General features: G+C 34.5%; 19 protein-coding genes. 16 read left to right on the forward strand and 3 right to left on the reverse strand.

Features of this window, described 5'->3' with window-relative positions; all coding sequences use genetic code 11:
* Nucleotides 1-1,041 precede the first annotated feature (1,041 nt).
* The gene (locus tag ACFFVB_RS14605) at nucleotides 1,042-1,557 is read right to left on the reverse strand and encodes an adenine phosphoribosyltransferase (protein ID WP_382383891.1); all 516 of its coding nucleotides are present in this window, start codon (nucleotides 1,555-1,557) and stop codon (nucleotides 1,042-1,044) included.
* A gap of 102 nt (nucleotides 1,558-1,659) precedes the next feature.
* Between ACFFVB_RS14605 and ACFFVB_RS14610 the strand changes: the two genes are divergently transcribed.
* The 7 genes from ACFFVB_RS14610 (at nucleotide 1,660) to ACFFVB_RS14640 (ending at nucleotide 8,111) form a co-directional block, all read left to right on the forward strand.
* Nucleotides 1,660-2,340, forward strand: a complete 681-nt coding sequence (locus tag ACFFVB_RS14610; protein WP_382383892.1) for a YiiX/YebB-like N1pC/P60 family cysteine hydrolase — start codon at nucleotides 1,660-1,662, stop codon at nucleotides 2,338-2,340.
* A 384-nt stretch (nucleotides 2,341-2,724) separates the two neighbouring features.
* Nucleotides 2,725-3,381, forward strand: a complete 657-nt coding sequence (deoC, locus tag ACFFVB_RS14615; RefSeq protein WP_382383894.1) for a deoxyribose-phosphate aldolase — start codon at nucleotides 2,725-2,727, stop codon at nucleotides 3,379-3,381.
* 41 nt (nucleotides 3,382-3,422) lie between these two features.
* Entirely contained in the window at nucleotides 3,423-4,118 is a 696-nt protein-coding gene (gene deoD, locus ACFFVB_RS14620; protein WP_382383895.1) for a purine-nucleoside phosphorylase, read from the forward strand.
* Between the two features lie 273 nt (nucleotides 4,119-4,391).
* Nucleotides 4,392-5,087, forward strand: a complete 696-nt coding sequence (locus ACFFVB_RS14625; protein ID WP_382383896.1) for a CPBP family intramembrane glutamic endopeptidase — start codon at nucleotides 4,392-4,394, stop codon at nucleotides 5,085-5,087.
* Between the two features lie 329 nt (nucleotides 5,088-5,416).
* Entirely contained in the window at nucleotides 5,417-6,571 is a 1,155-nt protein-coding gene (locus ACFFVB_RS14630) for a DUF3800 domain-containing protein (RefSeq protein ID WP_382383898.1), read from the forward strand.
* A gap of 400 nt (nucleotides 6,572-6,971) precedes the next feature.
* Complete coding sequence (locus ACFFVB_RS14635) at nucleotides 6,972-7,439, forward strand: PEGA domain-containing protein (RefSeq protein WP_382383900.1); 468 nt, start codon at nucleotides 6,972-6,974, stop codon at nucleotides 7,437-7,439.
* A 273-nt stretch (nucleotides 7,440-7,712) separates the two neighbouring features.
* The gene (locus ACFFVB_RS14640; protein ID WP_382383902.1) at nucleotides 7,713-8,111 is read left to right on the forward strand and encodes a hypothetical protein; all 399 of its coding nucleotides are present in this window, start codon (nucleotides 7,713-7,715) and stop codon (nucleotides 8,109-8,111) included.
* 117 nt (nucleotides 8,112-8,228) lie between these two features.
* Here the strand turns inward: ACFFVB_RS14640 and ACFFVB_RS14645 are convergent, their stop codons facing one another.
* Nucleotides 8,229-8,630, reverse strand: a complete 402-nt coding sequence (locus ACFFVB_RS14645) for a thioredoxin domain-containing protein (RefSeq protein ID WP_382383904.1) — start codon at nucleotides 8,628-8,630, stop codon at nucleotides 8,229-8,231.
* Nucleotides 8,631-8,702: 72 nt separating this feature from the next.
* Nucleotides 8,703-9,920: a metallophosphoesterase gene (locus ACFFVB_RS14650; RefSeq protein ID WP_382383906.1), complete on the reverse strand. Its 1,218-nt coding sequence runs from the start codon at nucleotides 9,918-9,920 to the stop codon at nucleotides 8,703-8,705.
* A gap of 221 nt (nucleotides 9,921-10,141) precedes the next feature.
* Here ACFFVB_RS14650 and ACFFVB_RS14655 point away from each other — a divergent pair, with 221 nt between their 5' ends.
* The 9 genes from ACFFVB_RS14655 to moaCB all read left to right on the forward strand — a co-directional run bounded on the left by ACFFVB_RS14655 (nucleotide 10,142) and on the right by moaCB (nucleotide 16,040).
* Nucleotides 10,142-11,326 (forward strand): molybdopterin molybdotransferase MoeA, encoded by a 1,185-nt coding sequence (locus tag ACFFVB_RS14655; RefSeq protein WP_382383908.1) that lies wholly within the window; start codon nucleotides 10,142-10,144, stop codon nucleotides 11,324-11,326.
* On the forward strand, nucleotides 11,316-11,654 hold the full coding sequence (locus tag ACFFVB_RS14660) for a winged helix-turn-helix domain-containing protein (protein WP_382383910.1): 339 nt from the start codon (nucleotides 11,316-11,318) through the stop codon (nucleotides 11,652-11,654). The genes ACFFVB_RS14655 and ACFFVB_RS14660 overlap by 11 nt, the downstream gene beginning before the upstream one ends.
* Nucleotides 11,641-12,387 (forward strand): sulfite exporter TauE/SafE family protein, encoded by a 747-nt coding sequence (locus tag ACFFVB_RS14665; protein WP_382383912.1) that lies wholly within the window; start codon nucleotides 11,641-11,643, stop codon nucleotides 12,385-12,387. The genes ACFFVB_RS14660 and ACFFVB_RS14665 overlap by 14 nt, the downstream gene beginning before the upstream one ends.
* Nucleotides 12,387-12,971 (forward strand): molybdenum cofactor guanylyltransferase, encoded by a 585-nt coding sequence (locus tag ACFFVB_RS14670; protein WP_382383914.1) that lies wholly within the window; start codon nucleotides 12,387-12,389, stop codon nucleotides 12,969-12,971. Before ACFFVB_RS14665 ends, ACFFVB_RS14670 begins: the two co-directional genes overlap by 1 nt.
* Nucleotides 12,968-13,777 carry a uroporphyrinogen-III C-methyltransferase gene (gene cobA, locus ACFFVB_RS14675; protein ID WP_382383916.1) on the forward strand — a complete coding sequence of 270 codons (810 nt, stop codon included), beginning with the start codon at nucleotides 12,968-12,970 and terminating at the stop codon, nucleotides 13,775-13,777. The genes ACFFVB_RS14670 and cobA overlap by 4 nt, the downstream gene beginning before the upstream one ends.
* A 1-nt stretch (nucleotide 13,778) precedes the next feature.
* The gene (locus ACFFVB_RS14680) at nucleotides 13,779-14,363 is read left to right on the forward strand and encodes a precorrin-2 dehydrogenase/sirohydrochlorin ferrochelatase family protein (RefSeq protein ID WP_382383918.1); all 585 of its coding nucleotides are present in this window, start codon (nucleotides 13,779-13,781) and stop codon (nucleotides 14,361-14,363) included.
* Nucleotides 14,364-14,367: 4 nt separating this feature from the next.
* Nucleotides 14,368-14,604: a MoaD/ThiS family protein gene (locus tag ACFFVB_RS14685; RefSeq protein WP_382383920.1), complete on the forward strand. Its 237-nt coding sequence runs from the start codon at nucleotides 14,368-14,370 to the stop codon at nucleotides 14,602-14,604.
* Between the two features lie 91 nt (nucleotides 14,605-14,695).
* Complete coding sequence (locus ACFFVB_RS14690; protein ID WP_382383921.1) at nucleotides 14,696-15,133, forward strand: molybdenum cofactor biosynthesis protein MoaE; 438 nt, start codon at nucleotides 14,696-14,698, stop codon at nucleotides 15,131-15,133.
* A 1-nt stretch (nucleotide 15,134) separates the two neighbouring features.
* The gene (gene moaCB, locus ACFFVB_RS14695) at nucleotides 15,135-16,040 is read left to right on the forward strand and encodes a bifunctional molybdenum cofactor biosynthesis protein MoaC/MoaB (RefSeq protein ID WP_382383922.1); all 906 of its coding nucleotides are present in this window, start codon (nucleotides 15,135-15,137) and stop codon (nucleotides 16,038-16,040) included.

A 16,040-nucleotide genomic window follows, 5' to 3' on the forward strand; every position in this document is an offset into this window, starting at 1 on the left:
AAAGAGATTCATGAGCACTTATTTTTAAATTATAAAAACGTGAACTAAACAAAAAACGCTAGGTTTATAAAGCCTATTTTCCGTTCTCGACTCCGCTCGAACACCCTAAAAATATGGTGTTTTCATTGTTGTACATATAATCTAGAAGAGAAGCTAAAAGTTTAATCACTGAAACTTAAACAATATTCAAGTGGCGCTGAGAATTACCCATGCGGATTTATAAAATAACCAAATCCCTATTTCTTTTTTGAATTACCTAAAAACAAATCGATTTAAAGAGATTCATGAGCTCTTATATTTAAATTCTAAAAATGTGAACTAAACAAAAAACGCTAGGTTTATAAAGCCTATTTTCCGTTCTCGACTCCGCTCGAACACCCTAAAAACATGGTGTTTTCATTGTTGTATATATAATCTAGAAGAGAAGCTAAAAGTTTAATCACTGAAACTTAAACAATATTCAAGTGGCGTCGAGAATCACCCATGCGGATTTATAAAATAACCAAATCCCTATTTCTTTTTTGAATTACCTAAAAACAAATCGATTTAAAGAGATTCATGAGCACTTATTTTTAAATTATAAAAACGTGAACTAAACAAAAAACGCTAGGTTTATAAAGCCTATTTTCCGTTCTCGACTCCGCTCGAACACCTTAAAAACATATTGTTTTCATTGTTGTACATATAATCTAGAAGAGAAGCTTAAAGTTTAATCACTGAAACTTAAACAATATTCAAGTGGAGACGAGAATCACCCATGCGGATTTATAAAATAACCAAATCCCTATTTCTTTTTTGAATTACCTAAAAACAAATCGATTTAAAGAGATTCATGAGCTCTTATATTTAAATTCTAAAAATGTGAACTAAACAAAAAACGCTAGGTTTATAAAGCCTATTTTCCGTTCTCGACTCCGCTCGAACACCATAAAAACATGGTGTTTTCATTAGTTGTACATATAATCTAGAAGAGAAGCTAAAAGTTTAATCGTTGCTATTTAAATCGTATTCGAGCGGAGACGATTTATTACTATTTAAATACTAATAAGTAAGCACCGAGCGCACGGCATGCGCTCTTAAACGGTCTTTACCATTTAAAAAACTAAGTTCCATAATAAAATTGCATTGCACAATAACGCCACCTAAACGTTCTACCAGTTTACAAACTGCAGCTGCTGTTCCGCCAGTTGCTAAAACATCGTCGTGAATTAACACCCGGTCTCCTGGCTTAATGGCATCGACATGAATTTCTAAAACATCGCTTCCATATTCTAAAGCATAAGTTTCAGAAATGGTTTCGTAAGGTAATTTCCCTGATTTTCGTACTGGAATAAATCCTGCGTTTAAGGCTTGTGCCATTAATGTCCCGAAGAAAAAGCCTCTAGCTTCCATTCCAACAACTTTATCGACGTGCTGTCCATCTACTTGCGCCAATAGTTCTTGTAAACATAATTTTGTCGCCTCTGGACTATTTAATAAAGGGGTTAAATCTTTAAATACGATTCCAGGTTTCGGAAAATCGTTAATATCGCGAATGTAACTTTCGATTGCTTTCATGCTGCGAAGATAAAAAAAGTGCTTTATTTTCCGAACAGATTGGTAATCTGTTTCTTATTTATAGAATTTCTTCCTTACTTTTGTGTCAATGCCTCAGACCTTATGAAAAACAACTACTATATTTTAAGTCTCTTACTCCCTATTTTACTAATATACAGTTGCAAAAACACACCAGAGTTCCCTACAAAAGAAGGGGATTTATTATTTCAGGATGTAGATTGCGGCCCCTTTTGTGACGCTATTGAAGCAGTTACACAAGGCATAGACAATTACAATTTCTCGCATGTTGGATTGGTTATAAAAAGTGAAAATGGCGATTTAAAAGTCATGGAAGCCATTTCGGCAGGTGTAGTATTAACTCCGATTGATTCTTTTTTAAATAGAAGTTTAGATGCTCATAAAAACCCAAAAGTGATTGTTGGCCGATTAAAGCCTGAATTAAACCACTTAATTCCTAAAACCATAAGCTTTATTCAGAGTAAAATGGATGCAGCCTACGATCCGTATTTTGATATTGATAACGACAAATACTATTGTTCCGAATTGATTCACTTGGCATTTAAGTCTGCTAATAACGATAAAGCGATTTTTAAAGAACAACCCATGACGTTTAAATCGCCAGAAACAGATGAAACTTATGCCATTTGGGAAGTATATTTCAGGAATCTAGATTACGATATTCCTGAAGAACAACTCGGTTTAAATCCAGGAGGCATGTCTCTTTCGCCTTTTATAGATATTGTACATCATTTTGGAACACCAAGCAAAAAAGTTACTCAATAGACGTTATTTTATCCTCCAATTATTCAAACCGAATTCATTTCGTGTTTATAGCTTCTCAATCCAAACTCAAAAGTAGCCAACACCCGATACTATTCCTTTTGTAGTGTTCCTAAAATCATTTTTAAAAATACAATATGTGAGGCCGTTTTAGAATCAGTCAATGACTTTTAAACACGTATAGCATAACGCCCATATTTGCAGTCTACCGTTTAAGTTTTACGACTTCGGCACCTTGCAAGGCTCAACACATTAAAACCGACCTCCTACTATATCGATTTCATTGTAAAAATGAATATACTTCCATATTTATTCGGCTAAATAGTTTCAATTCACTTTGCTTCGTTGTATTTTTACTAGAATAAATCGCATTAAAATATTGGAATTATGGATATCGCCAAATATATAGATCATACCCTTTTAAAATCTTCAGCAACAAAAAAAGAGATAAAAAATTTGTGTGAAGAAGCCATCAAATACAAGTTTTTCTCGGTTTGCGTCAATAGCTTTTTTGTACCATACGCTAAGCAATTATTAAAAGACAGCGACGTTAAGGTCTGCGCGACTATCGGATTCCCATTAGGCGCTGTGCGTACCGAAACTAAAGTATTTGAAACAAAAATGGCGATAGACCAAGGTGCTGAAGAAATAGATATGGTTTTACAAGTAGGCATGTTAAAAAGTAATGATTTTGAAATGGTTTACGAAGACATTAAAGCGGTAAAAGCCTGCATGGGTAACGTACCTTTAAAAGTCATTTTTGAGATTAGCGAGTTATCCGATTTCCAAATCATGAAAGCCACACAACTTAGCATTAAGGCGAAAGCCGATTTTATAAAAACATCGACAGGCTTTTCGGCTAGTGGTGCTACAATTGAAGCTGTAACATTAATGAAAAAAACCGCCGAAGGCAAAGCGAAAGTAAAAGCCTCTGGAGGCATTAGAGATCTGGAAACGGCATTACAATTTATTGAAGCTGGCGCAAACCGCATTGGGACTTCTTCTGGAGTTGCAATTGTAGAAGCCAATAACGCCCAACACTAATTCCCAGTACTATTTAGTTTATCTAATTAAATGATTACCCCATGAGTTTACATATCGATGCCAAAAAAGGAGCAATAGCAGAAACCATCCTATTACCCGGAGACCCCTTACGAGCCAAATGGATCGCAGAACATTACCTAGAAAACCCGGTTTGCTTTAACACCGTTAGAAATATGTTTGGATATACCGGAACCTATAAAGGCAAACGTATTTCGGTTATGGGAACAGGTATGGGCATCCCCAGTATATCTATTTATGCTACCGAGCTTATTAAAGATTTTGGGGTTAAAAATTTAATCCGCGTGGGTAGTGCAGGCTCTTACCAGAAAGATATAAAGATTAGAGATATAGTGTTAGCCATGGCAGCCTCTTCGTCTGGGATTAATAAAACCCGCTTTCATGGTGCCGATTATGCACCTACAGCAAGTTTCGACTTGTTTCAAAAAGCAGTAACACGTGCCAAAGACAAACAGATTGCCATTAAAGCTGGAAATGTACTGTCTAGCGACGAGTTTTACGCAGACGATTTCGACTCCTATAAAAAATGGGCAGATTTTGGCGTGTTATGCGTAGAAATGGAAGCCGCCGGTTTATATACCGTAGCTGCTAAACACAAAGTTAATGCCTTGGCCATCCTTACCATTTCAGATTCTTTGGTTACGGGTGAACGCACCACTGCAAAAGAACGCGAAACCACGTTTAAAGACATGATTGAAATTGCATTAGATTTGGCATAACCGACCTCAGCGTAGCGCTATAACACTGCGCATTACTGTCCTATTCGCATTTATTCTCTTCACCTCTCAGATTTACAAAGTCTCTGATTTCTTGAATATAGGCACCCTACACCCTATTTTTAAATTAATTCGCATGATTATGGCTTTCCTGTGATGAGAAGTGGGAGAATTTTATTAATTTACGTGGGTTAATTTTAATAAGAACGTCTTGGCTTGTATATACTTAGGTTTGTTTGGTATGCTAGGAGTTAGGTATAAACTAAAAAATCTATTATGATGAAAAGCGAATTAATAACCATTCCAAAAGCTATTTTGGCTACTCTACTCTATTTCATAGGCATTCAACTTATCGGCGTTAGGTTTATAATAGGCGAAAAGATCGGATTTGAAAACTCTTATACCTATTACCATTTAATTCAAGGGATTCTACAATTAACCGGAGTTTTGATTTTTATTTATTTTATACGAAATCGGACTTTTAAAAACCTGATTAAAAAAACGCATCTAAAATGGTATCTATGCGCTCTAATATTAGGAATGTCATTTGTATTTATGCAAACACCTTTAAATTGGATTTATAATTTAATATTCGGAACTGAATACCAAATTGCCTACAGTATTGATGGCTTGGCAAAGGCAAAATTCACGAATATAAATATAATTGCTACTGTTCTGATGATTCCTATAGGAGAAGAATTGTTTTTTAGAGGTTATATTCAGAACAATTTACAGAAAAAAACGAATACAGTTGTAGCCATTTTATTGACGTCACTATTGTTTGCTTCAATTCATGCACCTTACGCAAATTTAATACTGGATTTAATAAAACAAGATTGGCATTTATTCTATTTGGCATTATTTGGCGGCATAATATCTGGAATTTTATATTTTAAATCTAAATCAATCGGACCATCTATAATCTTTAGTATGTTTTGGAATATCATGATTAGTATAAGCTTAATTGCATAAAAACTAGTGGCTAGCAACTGTAAGCGTTGCACGAGCTAATACTACATAATTTGACAATAATTAAAAACCGTCTTTAGAGACGGTTTCTTTTTTTATACTCTTAAAATTTTAAATGTTTTAATACAATAACATCGAAATAACTAACTGATTATCTACTTATAGCACGCCAATCCCCACTTCTAAATTAATGTTATGGTTTTACGGTTTTCAGTAATAGGAAGTGGAAGAATTATGGTATTTTAGGTGGATTAATTTTTATAATAGCTTCTTGACTTGGATGGACTTGGGTTTGTTTTGGTATGATGGGAGTTGGGAGTTAATTTAAAAACATGAAGAAAGTAATTGCATTTGCAGACGAATTTGGTAATAATTCTTTTGATTTTGGTACTCAAGGTAGTCATTTCATAATTGCAAGCGTAATTATAAATCAAGACGAATTAGAAGTAATTAAAATTCAGCTAGAAAAAATAAGAAAACAATTTTTTCAAACGGGAGAGATTAAATCTAGTAAAGTATCAAAGAATCATATTCGGAGGATATTAATTTTAAAAGAACTCCAAAAAATAAATTTTTCTGTTTACGCAGTAGTAATAGACAAAAAGAAGTTATTTGGAGAAGGATTTAAATATAAACAATCATTTTACAAATACTTAAATGGAATTTTATACAAGGAACTCTATAGAACATTCCCACAACTTGAGTTAAAAGTTGACGAACACGGAGGAAATGATTTCATGAGAAGTTTTAAGAAATATGTTGAAAAAAATCACATAAGAAATCTATTTGCCGGTTCTGATTTTCAAATCCAAAAAAGTCATAATGACCTAGGAGTTCAATTAGCAGATATGATGGCCGGCACCCTAGGATACATTTTTGACGAACTTAAAAAATCAGATAAATCGCCTGAGTTCTTAGAATTAATCAAAGACAAATTACATAGTCTTAATCACTTTCCTAAAAAGTATAAAATTGAAGATTTTAGTGAAAAAGCAACTTTTAGTGAATATGACGAAACAATTGCAACTCTGGGTTTAAATAGAGTTTTTGATTATATAGATAAAACAACTGGTAATACAACAGACAATCTTGATAGAATAAATTTTCTAAAATTATTACTCCTATACCATCAATCTAATCACCCAAGAAAATTTACTACATCAGCAGAATTTGTTCGACACATTAGTGTTAACAGAAAAAGTCCATTAACCAAAGAACGATTTAGCTCTAACGTAGTTGGTAATTTAAGAGACAATGGAATTCTAATCGCAAGTAGTAGAGATGGATATAAAATTCCTACTTCTGCAAGTGATATGAAGAAATATATAAATCACGGTAAAAGTATTGTTTTTCCAGTATTAAGACGAATTGAAGAATGTCGAAACGCAATTTTACTTGCAACAATAAATGAGTATGATATTTTAGATGCCCCGGATTATATAGAACTAAAAGAGCTGATAGAAAAGTTAAGTAATCCCCCTCACTAGCGATAGCACCTGCTATCCCCTCATAGTCTTCCACAAGAAGCCATACTATTAAATTATAATTTAATGTATTATAAAGCTATGAACAGAAAAAAAATAGACTATACTATACATACTCAGGCACAAGAACCTTTCAAGATAATGATACTGTCTTAAATATTGACCATACAGGATTTATAGGTTGACAGCACTAGTGCATACTAGCGCTAACAATAACCAAAGTTCAGGGTTAAAAAACAAGAAAAAAGACATCACATCTTCTCTCCCCATAAAACACATATAAATACTGTTGTTCGACAAAAGAATTACACCAAATTGTATTAGTTTTAGGGTATAATTTCACGGAACTATGAGAGACATAAACATTGTCTCAGATAACTGGATTACTATTTTAAAAAAACTAATGAAAATTATTTACAAATCGACCTTACTCTTATTTGTGTTATTGCTTTCCAGCTGCGCCACAATCATTTCAGGATCACGACAACAAGTGGAGATTAATTCGGACCCAAGCTCTGCCATAGTTTATATTAACGGTGCTGAAATAGGCAAAACACCTGTTCAGAAAAATCTAAAAAGAAATCAGGACTATCGCGTCGTACTTAAATTAGACGGTTATAAGCCATACGAAACACGGCTGGATAAAAAGTTTAATGCGTGGTACATTGGAAACATTGCGTTTGGCGGATTAATTGGACTTATCGTAGATCCCATAACGGGAGCCATCTTTAAATTAAAGCCTCAAGAGTTTGATGGGAGTCCGAAACCTGGTACAACGCACAACACAAAAAATCAGAAGTTAGTAATAAAAGTCAGTATGGATATTAATGCCGATGCTGAGCAAATTGGTCAGTTAGAAAAATCTGAGTAAAATTGAACACCTAAACACCTAACACTATGGCTTCTAAATCAGATACTGAAATAAAATACCCAACAAAAAAAGTAGTTATCCTTTTCACCGCGCTTTGGATCCTTAGTTCATTTCTAATTATAATCGCTGTGACCGACGTGTTTAAAGTCAGTTTATTTCAAAAATCAAATGCTGTGCTCACGTTTTTAATTCTGTATTCATTTCTATCACTGCGTCGGGTATACAAGAACTATTACGTACTTAACAAATAATCTAATATTAAAAAAACATAAAATGGTTCAGAAATTTTACAAGAAAAAGAAACACTACAGAAATCTTATTTATGGGTTTGTTTGGTTTGCCCTTGTGTTCTCAAAGTTTATATTCAATCCTGATTATAGTTTAAGATGGGTAGATTATGGCTGGCTTACACTTGGTGTATCACAATTTGGACTTTACTTTTTAGAACACAAACTAGCCTATATAACTATTACGGATCAAGTCATTTCTAGATATGCTCCATTTCCAAAACATATGAATATTAGCGACATCGTAGCAGTTACAAAGTCCCCAACAAACTACATTTTAAAATCTGAAACCAAAACGCTTAAAATAAACCCCGAATATATTAATGAAAACGACCTTGCTAAGTTAAATTCATTTTTAGATGGGCTTGCCATAAAAACGGCTTAAATGGGGCAAAAAAAAACCAGTATTAATCTAAGTTTAATTTAGATTAATACTGGTTTTTTTATGATCTTAATGCTGTTATGAAATTATGAAATAAATGCAGCATGACTTATTTCTGCTTTAGTTTTTAACATCTTCCCCTTCTATCCCTAGGTGTTTTACCAGATCTGACGGATTTGTAATGATTAAACTTTTTTTACCGTTAATAACGATACAGCCTTTTAAAACTTCTGGCTGGTTTTGAAGGATTTTAATCCAATCTTCCGAACTCAAAATCGCGCCTTTATCTCCAAAATTTTTAACATAATTAGGATGCTCCTGATCTACTAAATCTCCAATTTTCAAGCCTAATTTAGACGCTATTTCTGCCCATTGTGTCCCTGTTACTTTTGTTTTTGAAATATCTATCGATAACAATTTCTTATCCGATGCATTTGCATACGCCAAGGTTTGTTTTCCTACAGAACTTTCCGAACTATAAATTAAAGTCAATTGTTTATTATCTTCTGCTAAAACTCCCATAATGTCCATATTTTAATGTTTTTATAAGTTAATATTATTTATTTAAGTACTACAATTTAAACGTGTTTTCGTTCACTCTTTTTTTAGTGTTAATAATGTAATTTCAGGTCGCATTCCCAAACGGCCAGGAAATCCTAACCATCCTAACCCGCGAGTCACATATAAATATTGGTTAGTCTCTTTATACAATCCTGCCCAATGCTTATATTTATATTTTATCGGACTCCATGCCTTATTTTTTATACGAAGCCCAGCTTGCATACCATGTGTATGTCCAGCCAGTGTAAGTGCTATATTGGTATTGGTTACCACTTCTTCACTCCAATGTGTAGGATCGTGAGACATAAGCACTTTAAAGTCGGCGGGCTGCAATCCCGAGATGCTCTTCTCTAAATCGCCATATTGTTTAAATGGCGGAATGCCCCAATTCTCGACACCTACTATATATAAATTTTCACCGTTTTCACTAATAACATCCCATTCATTCAGTAATAATTTAAAATGAATGTTGTCGTAAAAACGTTTCAATAGTTCTAAATTCTCTTGTTTGTCGTCTTCGGAATGCCACACACTATAATCGCCATAATCGTGATTTCCTAAAACGGCGTATTTCTTAATGTCAGGAGATAACTTCAAAAACGATTCCTCCCAACCTTTTAATTCCCAAGCATAATTGTTTACCAAATCTCCTGTAAAACAAACCACGTCGGGTTTCAAGTTATTTATAATCTGAATTGCTCTATCTAATACCTTATAGCGATAGTTTAAGCTTCCCAAATGCAAATCTGATATATGCACCACTTTTAAACCATCAAAAGCTTCTGGCAACTCATCATGTTTTACTGTAATGTGATAGGTCTTAAAATGATATACCGCCTTAAAAACGGCATATAAAATGGCAGTAAATGGCAATAACCAAGTCACTAGTCCTAAAATAGGCACAATCCAAACCGACTCGGTATCACTAAACACACGATTGGTTAAAGCGAACCCACTAATAAAAATGACAAAAATGATTTTTGGCACAAACGACGCCACTGTAATTCCGTAAAACGAAGAGATGAGACGTTGCTTCTTTTTAATATCGATATGATCTAATCGGACTTTTAATACAAGAATAGCACTAACTAGACTGATAGATATTAAAATAAATACGGCATTTATGATTAATCTTACACCTGCCGCTGGAATACTTTTTATTAGCGATTGTAACCAATAAAATGTCGCTACATCTACCAGTAAAAGCGCTACACAAAGCATTATAATTACCGACAACGGATAGGATTTCATACATCACATTTTGAAAGATTAAAATTACAATGTAGTGTTTTGATATGTTAACTCATTCCATTCTCATTGTAATTCGAAAACACCTTTTGCAATAAACCCCATACTTCTTTGGATAATTAATAAAAAAAGAACAAATACTTAAAAACTACGTAAAAATACTTAGTTTATGTATTTTGAATGCTTTATTTCGTTATATTCGACCAGACATAACGCTTTTAAAAATGATTCCAGTAGAACACGCATTACATATTATAGACGGCACAGTAGTCGCAGAACATATAAAAAAGGTGAAGATCGCCAAAAGCCTAGGTTATATACTAGCTGAAGACATATCTGCCCCTATTAATATGCCGTCTTTTAGACAATCGGCTATGGATGGTTATGCGATAATTTGGAGTGATAGCACCCATTATACAGTAACAGAAGAAGCTCAAGCAGGAGATGCAAAACACATACCATTGCAAGCATTTGAAGCAGTACGTATTTTTACTGGAGCGAAAGTTCCTGATGATGCCGATACCGTGGTTATGCAAGAACATGTTACCAAACAAGACAATAGCATAACTATTACAAAAATGCCTAATAAAGGGAGCAATGTAAGACCTGTTGGCGAACAAGTAAGCACTGGCGATCTAGTATTAAAAAAAGGACTAAAATTAAATGAAGCTGCTATAGGTTTTTTAGCTGGCTTAGGCATAAAAACTGTAGCTGTTTTTAAAACACCAAAGGTTTCGATTTTGGTTACAGGGAACGAATTACAAAAGCAAGGCAAACCTTTAAAAGAAGGTGCTATTTACGAAAGTAATTCTGTAATGTTAAAAATGGCATTACACCGTTTTGGGATTAAACATGTTAAAGTGTTTCATACCAAAGACACCTTAAAGGCGACAAAAAAGAGCATAAAAAACGCGTTAGCGTACAGCGACGTCCTTTTAATTTCGGGAGGCATATCGGTTGGTGATTACGACTTTGTAAAAGAAGCTTTAGGTAAGAATGATGTGGATGAGTTATTTTACAAGATCAATCAGAAGCCAGGAAAACCTCTTTGGTTTGGAAAAAAAGATCAACAATTTGTATTTGCACTTCCAGGTAATCCGGCATCTGCATTAAGCTGTTTTTATGTATATGTGCTGCCATTACTTAAAAAATGTTCTGGATATAGTGATTATCACTTACCAAGAATACAAGCTAAGAGTGATACCGAATTTAAAAATACATCTGGAAAAACGTTGTTTTTAAAAGCCTGCTTAAAAGACGGTACGGTTAGTATTTTACCTAGTCAGCAATCCTCGATGCTCAATACTTTCGCAACCAGTAATGTTTTATTAATGGTTCCAGAAGATGTTGAAATCATTAAAAAACAAGATATAGTAACCTGTATAAATTTGGAGAGCTATGGAAATTAAAAGTCGTATTTGGATTGAAAAAGACGGGAAACCGTTTATAGGTTATGGAAAAATAGAACTCCTTAAAAAAGTAGATTCTGAGCACTCGATAACAGCAGCCGCCAAAGCCCTTAAGATGTCTTATAAAAAGGCATGGAATTTATTAAACGATATGGAACAGTTAGCCGAAGAGCCTTTACTTGTAAAATCTATTGGAGGTAAATCTGGCGGTAGTTCTAAATTAACACCTTACGGAAAACAACTCATCACCCAATTTGAACACCTAAATACAAAATGTGAAACTTTTTTAAACAACGAATATAAGCCACTGTCTAATGGAATTTCTTAGTACTAATATATTCATAGTATTTGCCCTAATTCTGGTATGCATTTCTTTTTTGTATGCCTCGGTTGGTCATGGTGGTGCGAGTGGTTATTTGGCTTTAATGGCATTATTTTCGTTTCCGATTTTAGTGATTAAACCCACTGCTTTATTGCTGAATATTTTTGTGAGTGGGATTTCGTTTTGGTACTTTAAAAAGAATAAACATTTTAATTGGAACCTATTTTATCCGTTTGCAATCACATCTATTCCAGCGGCATTTCTTGGTGGCTATTTCACCATAAACACCACGCTATATAAACAGATTTTAGGGGTGTTTTTAGTGATTGCAGTCTTGAGAATTTTAGGGGTGTTTGGTAAAGAACAGTACCATAAAAAAGCAGTACAGATTCCGTTAGCTTTATTAATTGGATGTGGTATCGGGCTATTCTCTGGCATGATTGGAATTGGTGGCGGTATTATTTTGAGTCCGATAATTTTACTATTGGCTTGGGGAACAACAAAAGAATCGGCAGCGGTTTCTGCCCTATTTATATTTGTGAACTCCATTGCTGGTATTATAGGCTTTTTGTTGAAACATGAAAGTTTCCCAACAGAATCCTTCTATCTTATTCCTTTTGCTTTAATTGGCGGGACAGCAGGCGCTTATTATGGGAGTCAGAAGTTCTCGAATGTAAAACTGACGTATATGTTATCGTTCGTTTTAATATTGGCATCGTTTAAATTATTCATGTTTTAATGCAGACACAAAAACACATATCAATCTATATTCTTTGCGGCGGAAAAAGTTCCAGAATGCAAACAGAAAAAGGCTTGGTTATGTTTAATAATAAACCGTTTATTGAATGGATTTTAGAGGCAGTAAAACCCATTTCTAATCAGATATACCTTATTACAGAAAATACAGATTACAGTATTTATAATTATCCGTTACTAGCAGATATTCATAAAAATAAAGGGCCAGTTGGCGGAATTCATACCGCTTTAACGCATACAAATACCCAACAAAACTTAATATTAAGTTGCGATATTCCTATGATATCGACACACATTATAAACCGCTATTTAATCAATTCGAAAGTGATTAATTCGAACATTGCTTTTGTAAGTGATAGCACAAGAGATTATCCTTTAATAGGCATGTATAGCGTGAATAATCTTCAAAAGTTTGAAGACGCTATTCAGCAAAATCATTTAAAATTGATGAGCTTAATTCAAGCCTCAACCTATCATCGTATACAAGTGGCTTCAAGAGATTTCGAGGCCCTTTACAATATAAACACCAAAGACGAATTACGAACCTTAATACAAAGCAGACCATGAAAGACACAGACATTCAACCGAAAGTAACACTTGTTGGCGCGGGCCCTGGAGATCCTGATTTACTGACTTTAAAAGCCGTAAAAGCACTAAAAAAAGCTAAAGCCGTATTATACGATGCTTTGGTAAATGAAGACATTTTAGATCACGCGCCAAATGCCGTGAAACTATATATTGGAAAACGCAAAGGCAACCACAGTTATACCCAAGATCAGATTAACGATTTGTTAGTGAGTTATGCTAAGAAATACGGAAAGATTGTAAGACTTAAAGGTGGCGATCCGTTTGTATTTGGTCGTGGTAAAGAAGAAACCGATTACCTAGAACGTTTCGGAATTAAAACAGCTATTATTCCTGGAATCACCTCAGCAATCGCCGTACCTGCTTCTGTAGGAATCCCCGTTACACAGCGCACCGTATCAGAAAGTTTTTGGGTAATTACAGGAACGACATCAAGTCGTGCATTGTCTAGCGATGTTAAACTAGCCGCACAATCTACAGCGACTGTCATTATTTTAATGGGCATGTCTAAACTCTCGGAAATTGCAGATATTTACAAATTGAATAACCGCGGAGATATGCCTGTAGCCATTATTCAAAACGGCACAAAAAAAGAAGCACAGCAAGCGATTGGAACCATTGACACCATCGTAGATTTAGTAAAAGAAAAACAATTATCGTCTCCTGCAATTATCATTATTGGAGAGGTTGTAAACGGTCATAAAAGTTTACTTACGTATTATAACGAGCAATTTATGGAAGACGATTTTATATATCAAAATTTAGACATAGAACCTATAACAGCATAACATGGAACGCAACGAATTATACCCTATATTTTTAAAAGTTAACCAATTGGACGTCCTTATTGTTGGAGGCGGAAATGTAGGTTTAGAGAAATTAAGTTTTTTATTAAAATCGAGTCCGAATGCCATAGTAGATGTAATATCTCTCGATTTTTTAGAGGAATTAAAAACCTTAGCAGATCAACATCCTAATGTGAATTTAATCCAAAAAGCCTATGATATTTCAGATTTAGAGAAGCGCCATTTTGTGATTGGATGCACCGATAATTTAGATGTTAATTTACAGATTAATAAAGAAGCGAAAGCAAAGCATTTACTTGTAAATATTGCTGATACGCCTGACCAATGCGACTTCTATTTAGGAGGCGTTGTGACTAAAGGCCATGTGAAAATAGCGATTTCTACTAACGGAAAATCGCCAACAACAGCTAAAAGATTACGTCAGCTTTTTGAGGAAATCATTCCTGAAAACATTACCGAAATGGTACAAAATTTAAACGTGTATAGAAAAACCTTAAAAGGTGATTTTCAGAATAAAGTAGACGAGATGAACAAAATCACAGAAGGTTTAGTTTCTAAAAAAGAATAGGCAGATGATTACAATAAAATATTTTGGCATGCTTGCCGAACACACAAAATGTAATGAAGAGCAATACGACTCTAAAGCCATTACACTAGCTGAATTGCTAGAAGATTTAAATGTAAAATATCAGTTTACTCCAGAATCTTTTAATGTGGCTTTAAATCAGAAATTAATTCAAGATTCTGAAGATATCACACTTCAGTTTCAAGATGAAATCGCGTTGTTACCTCCATTTGCTGGTGGATGAAATTAGATTGCGCATAATGAGATATTGAAACACGTTCAGCCCGACGTTTGATTCCCCATTTTAATACGGACTATTTATAAAAGTAAAACTCATGAAAAAGAATAATGTATTTATAGACGGTGCTATTTCACCTAGCTTTATTTCAGATTCCATCGCAAAACACCAAAGTAAACACACTATTGGTGGACACAATATATTTTTAGGTCAAGTTCGCGCAGACGAGATAGATGGTAAAACTGTAGCCGCGATAGATTTTACAGCCTACCAAGAGATGGCTTTAGAGCAAATTGCAGAGATTCGCGAAAAGGCATTTAAAACCTTCGATTTAACCTGTATGCATATTTATCACAGTCTTGGAAAAATCAACGCTGGAGAAATCTGCTTCTTTGTTTTTGTTTCCGCGAAACACAGTAAAGAAGTCTATGCTGCAACCGAATATCTTGTAAATATTATAAAAAAGAAAGTGCCCATTTTTGGTAAAGAAATCTTTGAAGACGACACACACCAATGGAAAACAAATATCAAATAACATGGTAGACATTACCCACAAAATAAACACGTTACGCACCGCAACGGCTACTGCCATTGTAAAAGTTAGTAAACCAGAAACCATTGAAGCTATTCAGAACAATCTAGTTCCAAAAGGGAATGTTTTAGAAATGGCAAAAACAGCAGGGCTTTTTGCTGTAAAAAACACACATACCGTTATTCCCGATTGCCACCCCTTGCCTATTGAATTTACTTCGGTAGCCTATCGCATTGAAGGATTGGAAATCCATATTATCTTTAATGTGAAAACCGTTTATAAAACAGGTGTTGAGGTTGAAGCTATGCACGGTGCATCTGTAGTCGCATTGACCATGTACGATATGTTGAAACCGATAGACAAACACATTGAAATTGGCACCATAAAATTAGTTGAGAAAAAAGGTGGGAAAAGCAGTTACCCGAACAAGCAAATTGCAACACTAAATGCGAGTGTAATTGTGTGTTCAGATTCCATTTCTGAAGGCAAAAAAGAAGATTTTGCAGGAAAAGCAATTATTGAAAAACTGGAAGCAAACGCAGTAAAAATTCAGAACTACGATGTTATTCCTGATGAAATTGACTTGATAAGAGCAAAAGCATTATCACTGGCAGAAACCAATAACCTCATCATTTTTACAGGAGGAACAGGTTTATCGTATCGCGATGTGACACCAGAAGCCTTAGAACCTATTTTAGAACGCCGAATTCCTGGAATCGAAGAAGCTATTAGAAGCTACGGTCAGGATCGTATGCCTTACGCCATGTTGTCTAGAAGTGTTGCAGGAACAATCGGAAACTGCTTAGTTTTGGCTTTACCAGGCTCTACAAACGGTGCTAAAGAATCTATGGATGCTGTGTTTCCGCACGTGCTTCATGTATTTAAAATATTAAGAGGTCAGCAACATTAA

The organism is Formosa undariae (assembly GCF_042427615.1).
GTDB lineage: Bacteria > Bacteroidota > Bacteroidia > Flavobacteriales > Flavobacteriaceae > Formosa > Formosa undariae.

What these genes read in the sequence shown, in the direction of transcription:
- ACFFVB_RS14660 (WP_382383910.1), top strand. Translation starts at nt 11,316, where the DNA reads ATGGAAATTAAAAGTCGTATTTGGATTGAAAAAGACGGGAAACCGTTT.
- ACFFVB_RS14605 (WP_382383891.1), bottom strand. Translation starts at nt 1,557, where the DNA reads ATGAAAGCAATCGAAAGTTACATTCGCGATATTAACGATTTTCCGAAA.
- ACFFVB_RS14690 (WP_382383921.1), top strand. Translation starts at nt 14,696, where the DNA reads ATGAAAAAGAATAATGTATTTATAGACGGTGCTATTTCACCTAGCTTT.
- ACFFVB_RS14625 (WP_382383896.1), top strand. Translation starts at nt 4,392, where the DNA reads ATGATGAAAAGCGAATTAATAACCATTCCAAAAGCTATTTTGGCTACT.
- cobA (WP_382383916.1), top strand. Translation starts at nt 12,968, where the DNA reads ATGAAAGACACAGACATTCAACCGAAAGTAACACTTGTTGGCGCGGGC.
- ACFFVB_RS14635 (WP_382383900.1), top strand. Translation starts at nt 6,972, where the DNA reads ATGAAAATTATTTACAAATCGACCTTACTCTTATTTGTGTTATTGCTT.
- ACFFVB_RS14685 (WP_382383920.1), top strand. Translation starts at nt 14,368, where the DNA reads ATGATTACAATAAAATATTTTGGCATGCTTGCCGAACACACAAAATGT.
- ACFFVB_RS14610 (WP_382383892.1), top strand. Translation starts at nt 1,660, where the DNA reads ATGAAAAACAACTACTATATTTTAAGTCTCTTACTCCCTATTTTACTA.
- ACFFVB_RS14650 (WP_382383906.1), bottom strand. Translation starts at nt 9,920, where the DNA reads ATGAAATCCTATCCGTTGTCGGTAATTATAATGCTTTGTGTAGCGCTT.
- moaCB (WP_382383922.1), top strand. Translation starts at nt 15,135, where the DNA reads ATGGTAGACATTACCCACAAAATAAACACGTTACGCACCGCAACGGCT.
- ACFFVB_RS14680 (WP_382383918.1), top strand. Translation starts at nt 13,779, where the DNA reads ATGGAACGCAACGAATTATACCCTATATTTTTAAAAGTTAACCAATTG.
- ACFFVB_RS14630 (WP_382383898.1), top strand. Translation starts at nt 5,417, where the DNA reads ATGAAGAAAGTAATTGCATTTGCAGACGAATTTGGTAATAATTCTTTT.
- ACFFVB_RS14670 (WP_382383914.1), top strand. Translation starts at nt 12,387, where the DNA reads ATGCAGACACAAAAACACATATCAATCTATATTCTTTGCGGCGGAAAA.
- ACFFVB_RS14665 (WP_382383912.1), top strand. Translation starts at nt 11,641, where the DNA reads ATGGAATTTCTTAGTACTAATATATTCATAGTATTTGCCCTAATTCTG.
- deoD (WP_382383895.1), top strand. Translation starts at nt 3,423, where the DNA reads ATGAGTTTACATATCGATGCCAAAAAAGGAGCAATAGCAGAAACCATC.
- ACFFVB_RS14655 (WP_382383908.1), top strand. Translation starts at nt 10,142, where the DNA reads ATGATTCCAGTAGAACACGCATTACATATTATAGACGGCACAGTAGTC.
- deoC (WP_382383894.1), top strand. Translation starts at nt 2,725, where the DNA reads ATGGATATCGCCAAATATATAGATCATACCCTTTTAAAATCTTCAGCA.
- ACFFVB_RS14645 (WP_382383904.1), bottom strand. Translation starts at nt 8,630, where the DNA reads ATGGGAGTTTTAGCAGAAGATAATAAACAATTGACTTTAATTTATAGT.
- ACFFVB_RS14640 (WP_382383902.1), top strand. Translation starts at nt 7,713, where the DNA reads ATGGTTCAGAAATTTTACAAGAAAAAGAAACACTACAGAAATCTTATT.